Genomic DNA, 14662 nt, shown 5'->3' with positions numbered 1-14662 from the left:
ACTATAGAGAAAGCAGGAAGGATCCAACCATGAGTACACCTTTACAAAAAGAGCTTCAAACCGAGGCGGCCAAGCGCCGCACGTTCGCCATTATTTCCCACCCCGATGCGGGTAAAACTACACTGACGGAAAAACTGCTGCTCTTCGGAGGCGCGATCCGCCTCGCCGGAACGGTTAAAGGCCGCAAAGTCGGCAAATACGCGACTTCCGACTGGATGGAAATCGAGAAGCAGCGGGGAATCTCCGTTACGTCGTCCGTTATGCAATTCGATTATCTCGGACACAAGGTCAACATTCTGGATACCCCGGGTCACCAGGATTTCAGTGAAGATACGTACCGCACCTTAACGGCCGCAGACAGCGCGGTGATGCTGATCGACGTTGCGAAAGGCGTCGAGGCTCAGACGATCAAGCTGTTCCAGGTATGCCGCATGAGAGGCATTCCGATTTTCACGTTTATCAACAAACTCGACCGTGAAGGCCGTGATCCGTTCGAACTGCTGGAAGAATTGGAGCAGGTTCTCGGTATCCGTTCGTACCCCATGAACTGGCCGATCGGCATGGGCAAGCGGTTCTGCGGCGTATACGACCGCCAGCGGACCCAATTGGAGCTGTTCCAGGGCGACGATCATAAGCAGGTTGCCGTCCGCAAGGTAGAAGGCTACGAGGACCCGATTATCAAGGAAATCGCGGGGGAGCATCTGTACGAGCAGCTCGGACAAGAGATGGAGCTTCTGGACGTGGCCGGCGACCCGTTTGATTACGAGAAAGTAATGAAGGGCGAGCTGACGCCGGTATTCTTCGGCAGTGCCGTCAACAACTTCGGGGTTCAGACGTTCCTGGAGAACTTCCTCGAACTGGCTCCGGCTCCGGAGCCGCGTAAAAACACGCAGGGCGAAATGATAGAACCGACCAAAGAGAACTTCTCGGGGTATGTGTTCAAAATTCAGGCCAATATGAATCCTGCCCACCGGGACCGCATCGCGTTCCTGCGGATCGTGTCGGGCAAATTCCAGAGAGGCATGTCTGTGAAGCATGTGCGTGCCGGGAAGGAAATTAAGCTTTCTCAGCCGCAGCAGTTTCTTGCACAGGACCGCGACATTGTGGAAGAGGCGTATCCGGGAGATATCATCGGGTTGTTCGATCCGGGTATTTTTAGAATCGGGGACTCTCTCAGCCAGAAGGAAGAGATTGTGTTCGACGAGCTGCCTACGTTCTCGCCGGAAATTTTCGCCAAAGTGACTGTCAAGAACGCCTTGAAGCATAAACAGTATCAGAAGGGGATCGACCAGCTTACGGAGGAAGGAACCATCCAGGTGTTCCGGACTACCGGAGCGTTCGACGATACGATTCTAGGGGTAGTCGGCCAGCTCCAGTTCGAAGTGTTCGAACACCGGATGAAGGCCGAGTACGGAGTAGATATCCAGCTTCAGCGCTTGGGCTTCCAGTTCGCGAGATGGATTATCGACGAGAAGATCGATCCGTCCCGCTTCCGCATCAACTCGCAGCTTGTCACGGACAAGAAAGGCAACTATGTTGCCCTGTTCGAGAGCGAGTACGCCTTGCGGTCCGCTATGGAGAAAAATCCGACCGCGCAGTTCCTGACAAACGCGCCTTAATAAACAAGGAGGACCGGGATCATTTTCCGGTCCTCCTTTAAACGAAGCCGTTCCGCCAATTGGGTGGGGCGGCTTTTTTTTGGATGTTTCAGTGTTTGGCCGGGTCTTGGTTCTCTGTCCCGGCTTCTTGTTTGCGGGCCCGCTTTTCGGCCGCAAAGGCCGTGATGATGCCGGCTGCAAGACCTGCCGCGAGAAAGAGAGGCCCGTACCATTCCGAGAGGACAAACGAATCGGCGGGCTTTCTTTTCTCCCAAGGCCCCGGAGCCGCACGTTCGGCCGGCCGCATCCCGACCGAAACGGATTCGGGTAACGGAGAGACGTTTCCCGGCGAGGGCGAAGAAGTTGCGGCCGGGGAGGATTCCTTGATCTTCGCACCCAGTTTGTCCAGCAGGGCCGTAACTTCTTCCGGTTTGTAAAACCGCGAGAAAGGATTCCCGCTGGAAAGCTGGATAAAGCCTTGATGCACCCCGTTTACGATAAACGGGTTTCCGGTTTTGAGGAGAAGCAGGTAACGCTCGCCCGGAAACATTTTGCCCTCATCGGCGAATTGAAGCACCCTTATCCGGATGAGCTCCTTGACATCCATATCGCCCTTAAGGATTTGATCGGGTTGAAGTGTGTAATGGTTGTCAGAATCCGATTTCTCTTCCCGGAGTACCGTTCCCGTCACAATAACGTCGGAATCCTCCGCGAGCTCTTTAAGAGGAATAAACGCATAATCGAGCGCATTCGCGTGATGAGGATTTATCATCAGGCCGATCAAGATCATCAAGACAGACACGTATTTTCTTCTCACGGGGCTCACCTCGCTTCTTTTTCTTACTAACGGAAAATTGGCCCTTAAGGTTGCCTTTTCCCGCCGTCAGGCGTTTGTCCGTGACGATCCTTGGCCCGGCCTCATAAGCTAATGGCAGGTTTGAATAATCTGATTCGAGCAGGCACGTCTGCGGATGGATAGGAGGAGGCACAGGATGAGAAGATATGTCCTGAGCAAGTGGGTAAAAACGGAGGCTGTCCTGCACAGCACGGCCGTGCGTCCTCATATACCGCCGACACGGATCCTGTCGGAAGAATCGCTGCGGGATATGTTGGACAAATATCGCATGGTGTACGTAAAACCCGACTGCGGGACGTTCGGCAGGGGCGTAATGCGGGTGGATTACAATGAAAAAGACGCCAAGCCTTATCGGTATCGGCACCAGAAGACGACGCGAAGCTTTGAAACTTACAAGGACCTGTATCAATCGCTGAAGACGGCAACGAGCGGACGCAAGTATTTGGCTCAAAAGGGCATTCACATGCTGAAGCATGACAAGAACGTGTTCGATTTACGGGTCATGGTGCAGACCAATCCGGGGAGGCAGTGGGAAGTAAGTGGAATGATCGGCAGAGTGTCCCAAACCGGCAAGGTGGTTACGAACTACCACAGCGGAGGAAAGCTGCGTTCCGTTGAGACCTTACTCGGCCCCTATTTTGGCGCCAAAGAGTTGAAGCGCTTCAAAGCCAGGCTTAAACGGCTGGCTCACAGCACGGCTCTTGCTCTCCAATCGAAGTATCCGGGTATCCGGGAAATCGGGCTGGATGTCGCTGTCGATCAGGAGCTTAAGCCGTGGGTGTTGGAAGTGAATACGAAGCCGGACCCGTATATTTTTAGAGTCCTGAAGGATAAGCGGATCTACGCGAAGGTACTGCGGTACTACAAGTACAACAAACGCAAATGAAAAAAAACGGCCGGGCAGTGTCAGCCGGGCCGTTTTGGTTGGAGGAGCCATCGGAAGAAGCGGTAAGAACGAGCGGCGGAGAAGAATAGGCCAAGCGCCGAAAGCCGCCGCTCTTAGACTTCTCCTTCTCCCGGCAGCTCTCCCGTATGAGCCGTTTCTCCCGGCTTGACGGGAAAACGCAGGCGGAATACGGTGCCTTGGCCGGGTACGCTCGACACGCTTATTTCGGCGTCGTGCGCCTCCATGAGCCGCTTCACGATCGAAAGTCCGAGGCCGGTTTCGCTCCGGTCTTTGGAGCGGGAAGGATCGGCCTTGTAGAAACGATCCCAGATCTGCTCCATCTCCTCGGCGGTCATTCCCCGCCCTGTGTCCGAGATGCTCAGCTCGGTTGCGGTCTCCGTCTGTCTCGCCGTCATACGGATGGTGCCGTGAGAGGTGAACTGGATGCTGTTTTTAATCAGATTAATCAAAATTTGCGTTAAACGGTCATAATCGCCGTAAATCATCGTGTCCGGAGGACAGTCGATCTCCAGAAGAAGGTCTTTGTCCCCGATCAGGAATTCGAAGGATTCCTTCAGCACTTCAAGCAAATCATTCAACGGATAATACTCACGGCGCAGCGTGATGAGACCGTTTTGTATTTTTTCCATATCCAGCAGTTCGTTGATGAGACGGATAAGCCGCAGCGTTTCCTGCTCGATGATGCCGTAGTATTTGACCTGCTCTTCGTGTCCGGTGATGTATTCGCTTTTGAGACCTTCGACAATTCCCCGGATCGAGGTGAGCGGCGTTCTCAGTTCGTGCGTCACATCAGTAATAAAACGCCGCCGCTTGATTTCGATACGCTCCAGCTTGTGGGAAGTGAACTCCAACTGTTCCGCCATCCGGTTAAAATCCCGGGAGAGGTCTCCCAGCTCGTCCGTCCGTGCGAGATCGCTGCGCGTATCGTACCGTCCGTCGGCGATGCGCCGGGTGGCCTGCCGGATCGAGAGGACGGCCTGGCTCATATTGCGCGAAACGATAAGCGCGACGATCATGGCCAGCACAAAAACCACGATACCGGCGAGCACGACCATTTCGTAAACGCGGGAGAGCGTCTGCGTCATTCCTTTGACCGGAGACATGACAAACAAATAATTTTTGCCGTCGGAATGCTTTAATTTAAGCTCGTACGGATATACCAGATAGGGGTCCGGTCCGCTTTCTTCCACGATCAGGGCTTTGCCGCTCTGAAGCTTGGGGATCTGGGCGAGCAGGCTGTCCATAAACGTTTTGGATCGGAACGTCGGAGGAGTGGTGCGCTGGTCTTTAAAATAAAGCTGCCCTTTCGCATTCATGGCGATAAAGGAAATGCCTCGCTCCCTCAGAACCGTGCGGTAGGCGCTCAGCGTCAATTCGGGCACGACCTCCTCCCGGAGGATCAGCCGCGAAATCGTGTCACCGGCACTCTCTAGCTCCTCCGTCTTTTCGTCGTAAATATGAATCTTGAACAAATAGACGAAAATAAAACTCACGAGCACCAGCACAAGCAGAGACAGGAAAAGCAGCGAGACAAACTGTCTCTGGAAAAACGTGAAACGGTGCCGGGTCGGAATCAGCCTAAACTTCATCTTATTCCTCCAGTTTGTAGCCGACTCCCCAGACCGTGGCGATCAGCGGCCTCTCGGCGCTGCCGATTTTGGTGCGGAGTCTCTTGATGTGGACATCGACCGTACGTTCATCCCCGTAAAAGTCGTACCCCCACACGGCTTCGAGAAGCTGCTCCCGGGTAAACACGCGTTTGGGATAGCGGACGAGCAGGGAGATCAGGTCGAATTCCCGTGGCGTCAGGTTCGTGAATTTATCCGGGCCGACGTAGACCTCGCGCGTGCTCGTATCGACTTTGATATCTTTGTGGACGAGCCGCTCTCCGTTGTCTTCCACAAGCTCTTCCGGGGAAGCGGATTCCTCGGCACCGTTGTCGGCCATACTGCCGGGCCCGCTGTGATAGCGGCGCATAATCGCTTTGATGCGTGCGAGAAGCTCCAGCGGACTGAACGGCTTCGTGATGTAATCGTCCGCGCCGGATTCCAGTCCGAGTACGCGGTCGCCTTCTTCTCCGCGGGCCGTCAGCAGAATAACGGGGGTGTCCTGTGTCGTGCGGATCATCCGGCACAGCTCGATCCCGCTGCGGTTTGGAAGCATCCAGTCCAGAATAATGAGGTCCCAGGAGGCTTCAGGGATCAGGGATTCGGCTTCGGAGCCCGTATGCACGAACGTAACGGTCCCTTCGCGCTCCAGAAAAGGGCGGAGCATTTCGCACACCGACCGATCGTCTTCCACGACGAGCAGTTTCATTTTCGTTCAACTCCTTATATGACAAGCGGCTGTCCTGGCGGGCTTCGGCCGCAACCGCGATTGTTGTTCGAAGCTGCACGCGCGGGTTGTTTAAGGGCGCTTGCATAATCTTAGCATAGTCGGTCGGATAGGCGAGTGCAAGTAGGGCCGGAGCAGACGGAAAGCACCTGCCGCCGATTGACAGAAAGCCGCCGGACATGAGAAAATGAACGCGTGTTCATTTATTTTATCCGAAAAATTTCTTACAATAAGCGATAACGATCTTATCGGATGGAGCGATTACGATCCAACTCAATCTATTTCCATTGATATATCCATAGAAACCGGGCGGTAAGGAACGCCGGCTAGGGGGTAGCGGCATGGTAACGAGAAAAGATGTGGCAAAGATGGCGGGTGTATCCGAAGCGACGGTTTCCCGCGTTTTTAACAATGTAGGGCCTATGAAGGAAAGCACGAAGCAGAAAGTACTGGCTGCCGCCAAGGAGCTGAACTATCATCCCAATGCGGTGGCCCGCAGCTTCGCTCTGGGGAAAAGCGGTCATATCGGCCTGATTCTGCCGTATGTGCCGAAGGTGCACCTGTTCTCGACGTATTATTTCTCGGAAATATTGAGCGGAATCGGCGAAGGGGTCCGCAGGCACGGCTGCGATATGCTGGTCATGTTCCGTTCTCCCCACGAATCCGTGGATTACACGGAGCCTTACCGTTCCCGCAAAGTGGACGGGTGTATTTTTCTGGGCGCGCTGGATGTGCCCGCACAGCGGGAAGGGTTCCGAGAGCTAGATCGTCAGGGAATGCCGTTCGTGCTGATCAATCAGCATTACGAAGGGGAGACTTACAGCGTAGTGGACGCCGACCATGAGCAGGGCTGCTATGAGGCGGTCAAGCACTTGCTGGAAGGCGGATACCGGCGGATCGCGTTTCTGAACGGGTCGCCGCAGTATTCGAACAGCGCGGACCGTCTGCAGGGCTATTACCGGGCCTTGAACGAAGCGGGTCTGGCGCCGGAGCCCGAGCTGATACTGGAAGGCAACTACAGCCGGACAAGCGGCTATGCGGCGGCGGCGCGGATTGCCGAACTCGGCGGCCGTGTGGACGCGGTATTCTCATCGAACGACAGGATGGCGGTCGGCCTCATGCAGGGGCTGAAGGAACGGGGCATCGTCCCCGGAGAAGATCTTGCCATCGTCGGATACGACGATTCCGAAGCGGCCAAGCTCAGCGATCCGCCGCTCACCTCCGTCTACGTCCCGTTCTTCGAGATGGGACTTCTCGCGGCCGATGCCCTGCTGAAGCGGATTAACGCTTCCCCGGAAGAGGAAGAGCTGCCCGCTTCGTTCCATGAACGGCTTTCCACGAAGCTCGTCGTCCGTGCTTCCTCCAGCCCGCGGCCGGGGGCTTAAGAGATCCGGCAGAAGAAGCAGCCCGCTTTTTGCAGGACTCGGTTCGTTCGGGTCCCGGTTCCGGTTCATCTGCTCTAAATTCCGGTATGCTATAATAGAGAAAAAAAGACCCGTCCTCAGCTTTAACTGCCTGAGCGAAATAAAACGGAGGCAGTGGGGCAACCTTCTGCCCGTACGGCAGGTTTAAGGGAGGATAGAGGGTCTGTAGGGGAGCGGATATCGTTTGGAGAAGGGACAACTGGTCGTTGTGACCGATTTTGACGGCACTTTGATGGAGCAGGATGTAGGGGCGACCCTGATGAAGGAACTTGGCGTGGAAGACCGCCCGGATGTCCGGGGGAAGCTGGAACGCTTTTTGAACAAGGAAATCGGTTCACGGGAATGGATTCACACGTCCTACGGCCTGCTTGGGGACCGGCAGAAGGAAGTGGACGCCATCGCCGACCGCATGAATTTGAGGGACGGAGCCGAGGAATTTCTGGCGTATTGTAAAAATAAAAGCATTCCGGTGACCATTCTCAGCGACGGAATGAAATATTATATCGACCGCATCATGGCGGCCAATCACGTAACCGTTGACTCCGTTATTTCCAATCCGATTCAGTACGGGGAGGACGGCGCTTACACGCTGGGAACGCAAAATACAAACCCGGCCTGTTCCTGGTGCGGCTGCTGCAAATCCGGAGTTGTGCGCAAGCTGAAAGAAGAAGGCAACCGGGTTATTTATATAGGCGACGGCAGCAGCGATATATACGGCTCGGCCTATGCCGACTGGATTTTTGCCCGAAGCAGTCTGGCCCGTTATTTGACGCGGGAGGAGATCTCCTTCTATCCGTTTGCCACGTTCCATGATATTTTGAAGGTTGTGCGGGAACAAGAAGAGAATTTTCTTACCGGCAGCCCGGAGCGCAGGGAACCGGCGGGGCACAGTTTTTGTAAATTCTGATCCACGTAGGCATAAAAAAAGTTAAAAAGCGGCAGCCGGCTGGCGAACAGCGGCTGCCGCCTTTCGGTTGACGACCGCCCGGGCGGGAATAGATCGGCGATGATAAGCCGGGTTTTAAGTCAAATGATCGTGCAATGCCGTAACAAGCTCGGACTGCTTCTCGGAGTCGATGTTTTTCCAAATCACTTCGAATAAAACACCAAGACCCGGAAGTGCCTGCTCTTGGCCGTCGATGGAATCGTCGATGATTTCTTTCAGCTCGTCATTGGACTTTCCTTCGACCCGCTGAAAAATCGCTTGCCGCAAACTGAGGATCATGCCTTATACGCCTCGCTTCCGTGTGGTTTCGTCTTTAATATGCTCGAAAACGGGGGCAATCATGCTATAATAAACTTCAGAATCAGGTATCCTAAAGCGTAAGGATGGAATGCCATGAAAAAACAGTTTGCGGTCATCGGAATGGGCCGTTTCGGATCGTCGGTAGCCAAAAACTTGACGGGACTCGGATTCGAGGTTCTGGCGCTGGATCATAGCGAAGAGCGCATCCAGGAAATATCCACGGTTGTCACGCATGCCGTACAAGTGGATTGCACCGACGAAGAAGCCTTGAGGGCGCTCGGTATACGCAATTTCGACGTTGTCGTCGTGGCAATCGGTGAAAATATACAGGCCAGCATTTTGGCTACGCTTCTCCTGAAAGACATCGGGATTCCGACCATCGTCGTTAAAGCGGCTAACGATCTCCACGGCAAGGTGCTGCGCAAGATCGGAGCGGACAAAATCATTTATCCCGAGCGGGATATGGGGCAAAGGGTTGCCCATCATCTCATTTCGCCGAATATTCTGGATTATATCGAGTTGTCGAGCGAACACAGCATTCTGGAAATGAAGGCTAACGACCGGATGGTCGGTAAAAATTTGCGAGATCTCGATCTTCGCGCCAAATTTCAATGCAACGTGATCGCCGTCAAGCGGCAGGAGCAGCTCATCATTCCTCCGCCCGTCGAAACGCCTATCCAGCCCGGGGAAATTCTGATCGTGCTCGGCAACAACAAAGATTTAAAACGTTTTGAAGTCGAATATTCGGAGTAAATCAATCATGGCACAAGCATATAATCAGCCGGACATCACGTCCGTGCAAAACAATAGAGTGAAAGAATGGGCCGGCCTGCTGGACCGCAAAGGCCGGCAGAAAGCGGGCGCGTTCCTCATCGAGGGGATTCATCTCGTCGAGGAGGCCGTCCGCGCCGGCGCTCCTGTCCGCACCCTCGTGTACGAGGCGGACAAGGGCCTGCCCGGCACGCTGGCGGACCATGCCGAGGCGGCCGGCATAGAGACCGTCTCGGTGACGCGCCCGATCATGGAGCGCTGCACCGACACGGAGACACCGCAGGGAATATTCGCGGTGGTAGACAAGCCGGCGGAGCCGGCCGAGACGCTGCTGGCCGAAACCGGCAGCGATCTCGTGGTCGTGGTCGACGGGGTCCAGGACCCCGGGAACCTGGGCACGATTATCCGCAGCGCCGACGCGGTCGGCGCCTCTGCGGTCGTGCTCGGACGGGGGACCGTCGACCTGTACAACCCCAAAGCGATCCGCTCGACGATGGGATCGCTGTTTCATCTGCCGATCGTGGAGGCGGATCTGCAGGAGCTTCTGCCGGCCGCGCGCGAGGCGGGCCGGCAGATCGTCGTCACGAGCCTGCAGGCGGATTCGAGCTGCTATGCGCTCGATATGACCCGCCCGACCTGGCTCGTGGTGGGCAACGAAGGCCGCGGCGTATCGGAAGCAGCCGGGGAGCTTGCCACGCATCGGGTGATTATCCCGATGCAGGGGCAGGCGGAGTCGCTCAACGTGGCGATGGCGACGACGGTGCTGCTTTTCGAGGCGTCGCGGCAGCGGCTTGCCGGCTCGTCCGTTTAGCCCCTTCATTTAAACACATGAAAAAAAGAAGAAGAGTCTTTCCCTGCGGAAGGAAGACCTTCTTCTTTTTGTTTTTTTCCGGCTGCTGTGAAGGGATTACGTGTCTGCTTGCATGGCGATTTGATAGACGTCATCCCGATCATCCCGCCCAAACTTTCCCTACATAACACGGTTCACGCACGGTGCTATCTATTTCTTGCGCGCAAAGCCTTCCTCTTCCAGATACTCAACCGCTTCTTCGTAACTTTCAAAAACGGAATCCAGGTTCAATCCCGCATGAATAAACCACATTTCATCGTCCAGCTTGACCGTTAGCACATGTCCGTCTGCATTTACCCAGGTTTGTTCGTCAGGACCCGAAGAGCCGGTTTTGTCATCTGCCGTAACGGACGTTCCCGCATCGGCGGTTAATGACCGAATCGCAGCGCCGGCGAGATCTCGAAGCTGCTCTTCCGAATAATCTCGGATGTTGACGAAGCCTTTGTCGTCCGTCTCGGCGCCCTCCATCTGTCCGGCGTAAATGTACCCGTTTCCGTTCGGATGAAAATGGTAGCCGACCGTTTTTTTATCATAAGCGCTGTCTTCGTAATGAAAATTGACACGTCCGAGAGACACGTTTTTCCGCTGGAGTTCCGGGAAAGATTCCATAATGGCGATTTTTTGATCAAAAGTGAGCATAGCTGCCTCCGTTATAGCTTTCATGATTTAATTGCTGATTGTATCATATCCTGTCGGAACGGGACACACAACCGGGAAGAGCCTTCTTTTTTAAAACGAGCCCGCATAGGGTAATAGTAATGCCGCAGGACAGGGAGGAACACGGATGATCCGGCAAAGATGGAAGAGCAGGCCGACCCGCAAGCAAGGCTGGAAAAAAAGGCTGTTCATCGTGCTGCTCATTTTTATGCTTGTCTCGCTGCAGTCGTTTATTATGATCGAGCGGAATTTGAAGCCCCCGCTGATGAATCTGGCGAAAGTGCGGGTCAAGCAGATCGCCACCGAATCCATTAATGAAGCGATTTCCGATAGGATTTCCAGAGGAACGGATTTCGAGAAGCTGATCGATTGGAAAACGGACAGCAGCGGCAAAGTATCCGGCTTTATGCTGAATTATTCCGAGCATATGCGGATTACCGCCGAAACCCGCGGGGCCGTTCAAGGCCAGTTGAACCGGTTGACGGCGATTCCCGAGCATATTCCTCTCGGGCAGGCGATGGGAAGCGCCATTCTCGCTTCATTCGGTCCGAATATCCCGATCCGGATTACGCCGGCCGGGGCCGTTAAGGTGGACCTCAGCACCCGTCATGAAAACGCGGGCATCAACATGATTCTCGTCGAAGTCTATATCCGGATCGTCGCCGAGGTCTCTGTCATCATCCCGTTCGATTCCGAACCCGAAATCGTCGAAACCGAAATCCCGATTTCCTATTCGCTTGTTGTCGGCGACGTGCCTATGTACTATTTCGACAACAAAGGGAATCCCGTCGGGTCGAGCAAGGATGCGGTTCCCCCGAGTATTTCACTGCCTAATCTTAAAGGGCAGCCGACAGCGGGAAGCGGCGAAAAGCAGCAGCCCGGCGCTCATACGGAAGGAGTAACCAAGCCCGAGGGAGCCGGGGAGAAAAAAGCGGAGTAATCCGGACGGACAGCCGTTGGAACGAGATTGTCCGAAGGTTTCTACGCCCGTCGCTTTTATGCGGGGAACAGAACAGGCCCTCTCCTCAGAGAAGGCCTGTTTGCTGATTCATAGGGGCCGGCAGAGGCGGGAAGAGGGAGGGGGTCATTTCCCCGCCGCTCTTTTTTTGAACTCCTCGCGCTCCCACTTCTTCAGCGACGGGTAAGGGTCGAAAGGCCAATCCGCCAGGCCCCTGTCCCGGTACATGCCGAAATGAAGGTGAGGCGGAAATTTACCGGAGGTACCGGGTTTTCCGTACCCCGAGCTGCCGACCCAGCCGACGACTTGTCCGGGCGCTACGACGTCGCCTTCCTTGATTTTTTTATCGAATCCGGAAAGGTGCGCGTAATAATGATAAATATTATCGAGATCGCGTATGCCGATCCGCCAGCCCCCGTAAGGGTTCCAGCCCTTTACTTCTATGATGCCGTAGCTGGTGCTGCGCACCGGAACTCCGTACCCGGCGAACAGGTCCGTCCCCTCGTGGATGCGGAAACCGCCCCAGCCCCGGCTCGCTCCCCACGTGCTTCGGTAGGAATATTCCGCTTTGACCGGAAGGGGGAAAGCGTGCTCGTGAAGGCTGAGTGTCCCGAATTTTTCGAAGATATCCGCAAATTGTTCGATGCGTTCGACGCTGCGCGTATTGGAATAATGCTCCCACAAGGAAATGCGGATATCTTCGGGATCGTTTCCGTGGCGCAGCATCAGCCTTGCCATCGAGGCCAGGCGATCGAGGTCGTTGCCGCGGTCGGCCAGACCGTCGCCCGAACCGTCCACCCCAACGCCGCCGAAAAAGGAGATGCTCCCCGGATCGGTGTCTTCATGGTCGGGGTTAAGCATGCCGACCCAGGTCAGCTCCGGAAAGTCGATGTCGATAAGTCTTTCGGCGGCGTCTTTTTTGCGGATTTTGTTCATCGTATATTCATAGCGGTTCACAGCTGCGAGCAGGGGCCACGGTATCCCTGTTATTTCACTTACCTTCTGCAGGAGCTCTTTTCGCTCGGCATCCGGCGGCTGCTGCGGTTTGGCGGCCGAAGGAGACACCTTGACCGGCTCGGCTGCCGTCGCCGTGAGGGGGCCTGCCGCGAGGCACACCGTTAATAAGCCCGCAAGCAGCCTTTTGGACGGCAGTATTCCTTTCATGCAATCACCTCTTCTTGGTGCTGATGACATTAGGATGTACAGGCTTGGTGGATTTATCCCGCGGAGGCCCAATTAAATGCCCGGCCGGAAGTGAAGAAAAGCGGCGTGGATTGTTTGTACATTCGTGCTATAATAAAAAAAGCCCGGCTTCCGTCAGGTTTCTCGCCGTGAATGAATTGGCGAGTATTCGGATCGGGAACGTTACAAGAAAAACGCAAGGCCTTACAACCCTTGCGAACAAAAGGTGGAGCAAGCAATGGCAACTAAACCGTTACAGCGTAAGCCGGAATGGCTGAAAATAAAACTGAACACCGACGATAACTTCAAAGATTTGAAAAACATGATGCGTTCCAAAACGCTCCACACGGTATGTGAAGAAGCGAAATGCCCCAACATTCACGAATGCTGGGCGAACCGTACGGCCACTTTCATGATCCTCGGCGACATTTGTACCCGCGCCTGCCGTTTTTGCGCCGTTAAAACCGGCCTGCCGACCGAGCTCGATCTTCAAGAGCCGGAACGCGTAGCCGACGCCGCCGCTCAGATGGGGCTCAAGCACTGCGTCGTAACGTCCGTTGCGCGCGATGATCTGAAAGACGGCGGCGCGACGATTTTCGCCGAGACGATCCGAGCCGTGCGAAGTAAAGTGCCGTTCTGCAGCGTGGAAGTGCTGATTCCCGATTTTATGGGCGATGAAGCTTCCCTGCAGATCGTGATGGACGCGAAACCCGACATTCTGAACCACAACATCGAAACTGTCGAGCGCATGTCCGATCACGTCCGGGCCAAAGCCAAATACAGCCGCTCGCTTGAGCTACTGGCACGGGCGAAGAAGATGAACCCGGACATTCCGACGAAGTCCAGCATCATGATCGGGGTGGGCGAGGAGTGGGATGAAATCCTTCAGACCATGGACGATTTGCGCCGTCACGACTGCGACATTATGACGATCGGACAATACTTGCAGCCGACCAGAAAACATTTGGCCGTAGAAAAATATTATACGCCGGAGCAGTTCGCTCTGTTGAAGGAAGAAGGAATGAAGCGCGGATTCAAGCATGTGGAATCCGGCCCGCTCGTCCGCAGCTCGTACCATGCACATGAGCAGGTTCGATCGGCCTCACAGACGTCCGCTCCGTAACCGACGCCGGGATACAGGGGAGGAATTGGGACATGATTCATATCGGAGGCAGAGCGTACGAGCTGGTTACCGAACACCGGAACGGTTGGAATCAGGAAGTTTTCCGGGACCGTTACAGCGAAGTGCTCGAACGCTACGATTATATAGTGGGTGACTGGGGCTATAATCAGCTGCGCCTCAGAGGATTTTTCCGTGAGAATCACAGCAAAGCGGGCAAGGAATCTTCGATTGTCTATCTTCAGGATTATTTGAACGAATACTGCAACTTCGGATGCGCTTATTTTATTCTGGAAAAGCTTCCGGGCAAGCATACTCCGCCCGAACAGACGGAGGAAGAAGCTGCGGCTGCGGAGGGAACTCCCAAGCCTTCCAGACATCAGGGCCAGGGACAGGGCGCTTCCGCTTCCAGAGCGGAGGCCAAGCAGGAGTCCCGTGAAGGCAAAAGCGACACCCGCGAGCCGCGTGCCGACCATAAGCAGGAGGCTAGGGAATCCCGGCAGGAGCAGAAAGGTTCTTCGAACCGCTCCCAGCGCCAGCAGGACGGCGGCCGTGGAGATGCCCAGGTTTCCCAGAAGCAGGGCAAACCGCGTCCGCCGAGACAGCCCCGCGGGGATCAGCAGCGCGGTGAGCGTTCGACCGACGGTAAGCCGCACAATCAGCGTCAGGGCGGCGGCCAGGGCCAGAACAACAACCAGAACAACAACCAGAACAACAACCAGAACAACAACCAGAACAACAACCAGAACAACAACCAGA

15 protein-coding genes are annotated in these 14662 nt (G+C 55.1%); 9 read left to right on the top strand and 6 right to left on the bottom strand.

The annotated features are described in order from the left end of the window. Window positions 1–29: 29 nt before the first annotated feature. Window positions 30–1619, top strand: a complete 1590-nt coding sequence (locus KVT34_RS10360; protein ID WP_217558485.1) for a peptide chain release factor 3 — start codon at window positions 30–32, stop codon at window positions 1617–1619. An 88-nt stretch (window positions 1620–1707) separates the two neighbouring features. Here KVT34_RS10360 and KVT34_RS10355 read toward each other — a convergent pair whose 3' ends face one another. Next, complete coding sequence (locus KVT34_RS10355; protein ID WP_309244077.1) at window positions 1708–2415, bottom strand: hypothetical protein; 708 nt, start codon at window positions 2413–2415, stop codon at window positions 1708–1710. Window positions 2416–2590: 175 nt separating this feature from the next. Here KVT34_RS10355 and KVT34_RS10350 point away from each other — a divergent pair, with 175 nt between their 5' ends. Beyond that, window positions 2591–3340, top strand: coding sequence for a YheC/YheD family protein (locus KVT34_RS10350; protein WP_217558484.1), 750 nt, complete (start codon window positions 2591–2593; stop codon window positions 3338–3340). Window positions 3341–3453: 113 nt separating this feature from the next. On the opposite strand, the gene KVT34_RS10345 is transcribed toward KVT34_RS10350, so the two are convergent. Both KVT34_RS10345 and KVT34_RS10340 read right to left on the bottom strand, forming a co-directional pair. Then, window positions 3454–4950 (bottom strand): sensor histidine kinase, encoded by a 1497-nt coding sequence (locus KVT34_RS10345; protein WP_217558483.1) that lies wholly within the window; start codon window positions 4948–4950, stop codon window positions 3454–3456. A 1-nt stretch (window position 4951) separates the two neighbouring features. Further along, window positions 4952–5677: a response regulator transcription factor gene (locus KVT34_RS10340; protein ID WP_217558482.1), complete on the bottom strand. Its 726-nt coding sequence runs from the start codon at window positions 5675–5677 to the stop codon at window positions 4952–4954. Window positions 5678–6036: 359 nt separating this feature from the next. Between KVT34_RS10340 and KVT34_RS10335 the strand changes: the two genes are divergently transcribed. Then, window positions 6037–7080 (top strand): LacI family DNA-binding transcriptional regulator, encoded by a 1044-nt coding sequence (locus KVT34_RS10335; protein WP_217558480.1) that lies wholly within the window; start codon window positions 6037–6039, stop codon window positions 7078–7080. A gap of 223 nt (window positions 7081–7303) precedes the next feature. Further along, a complete protein-coding gene (locus tag KVT34_RS10330) occupies window positions 7304–8026 on the top strand; it encodes an MtnX-like HAD-IB family phosphatase (RefSeq protein WP_217558479.1) in 723 nt (240 codons plus the stop codon). 114 nt (window positions 8027–8140) lie between these two features. On the opposite strand, the gene sspI is transcribed toward KVT34_RS10330, so the two are convergent. Further along, window positions 8141–8344 (bottom strand): small acid-soluble spore protein SspI, encoded by a 204-nt coding sequence (sspI, locus tag KVT34_RS10325; protein ID WP_217558478.1) that lies wholly within the window; start codon window positions 8342–8344, stop codon window positions 8141–8143. Between the two features lie 114 nt (window positions 8345–8458). Here sspI and KVT34_RS10320 point away from each other — a divergent pair, with 114 nt between their 5' ends. Together KVT34_RS10320 and KVT34_RS10315 are read left to right on the top strand one after the other, a co-directional pair. Beyond that, on the top strand, window positions 8459–9118 hold the full coding sequence (locus KVT34_RS10320; protein ID WP_217558477.1) for a potassium channel family protein: 660 nt from the start codon (window positions 8459–8461) through the stop codon (window positions 9116–9118). Window positions 9119–9125: 7 nt separating this feature from the next. After that, window positions 9126–9947, top strand: a complete 822-nt coding sequence (locus KVT34_RS10315) for a TrmH family RNA methyltransferase (protein WP_217558476.1) — start codon at window positions 9126–9128, stop codon at window positions 9945–9947. Window positions 9948–10136: 189 nt separating this feature from the next. Here KVT34_RS10315 and KVT34_RS10310 read toward each other — a convergent pair whose 3' ends face one another. Then, a complete protein-coding gene (locus KVT34_RS10310) occupies window positions 10137–10625 on the bottom strand; it encodes a hypothetical protein (RefSeq protein WP_217558475.1) in 489 nt (162 codons plus the stop codon). Between the two features lie 145 nt (window positions 10626–10770). Between KVT34_RS10310 and yunB the strand changes: the two genes are divergently transcribed. Beyond that, a complete protein-coding gene (yunB, locus tag KVT34_RS10305) occupies window positions 10771–11583 on the top strand; it encodes a sporulation protein YunB (RefSeq protein WP_217558474.1) in 813 nt (270 codons plus the stop codon). A 144-nt stretch (window positions 11584–11727) separates the two neighbouring features. Here yunB and KVT34_RS10300 read toward each other — a convergent pair whose 3' ends face one another. Next, entirely contained in the window at window positions 11728–12765 is a 1038-nt protein-coding gene (locus tag KVT34_RS10300; protein ID WP_217558473.1) for a M23 family metallopeptidase, read from the bottom strand. Window positions 12766–13009: 244 nt separating this feature from the next. Here KVT34_RS10300 and lipA point away from each other — a divergent pair, with 244 nt between their 5' ends. After that, window positions 13010–13906 (top strand): lipoyl synthase, encoded by an 897-nt coding sequence (gene lipA, locus KVT34_RS10295; protein WP_309244076.1) that lies wholly within the window; start codon window positions 13010–13012, stop codon window positions 13904–13906. Window positions 13907–13938: 32 nt separating this feature from the next. After that, the coding region (locus KVT34_RS10290) for a YutD family protein (protein ID WP_217558469.1) at window positions 13939–14662 on the top strand (724 nt) is incomplete at its 3' end.

Origin of the sequence: Paenibacillus sp. GbtcB18, assembly GCF_019091125.1 — a bacterium.
Taxonomy (GTDB): Bacteria; Bacillota; Bacilli; order Paenibacillales; family NBRC-103111; genus Paenibacillus_F; species Paenibacillus_F chitinolyticus.
The sequence above is the reverse complement of the archived record's forward strand: the minus strand, read 5'-3'. Positions and strand labels throughout refer to the sequence as shown.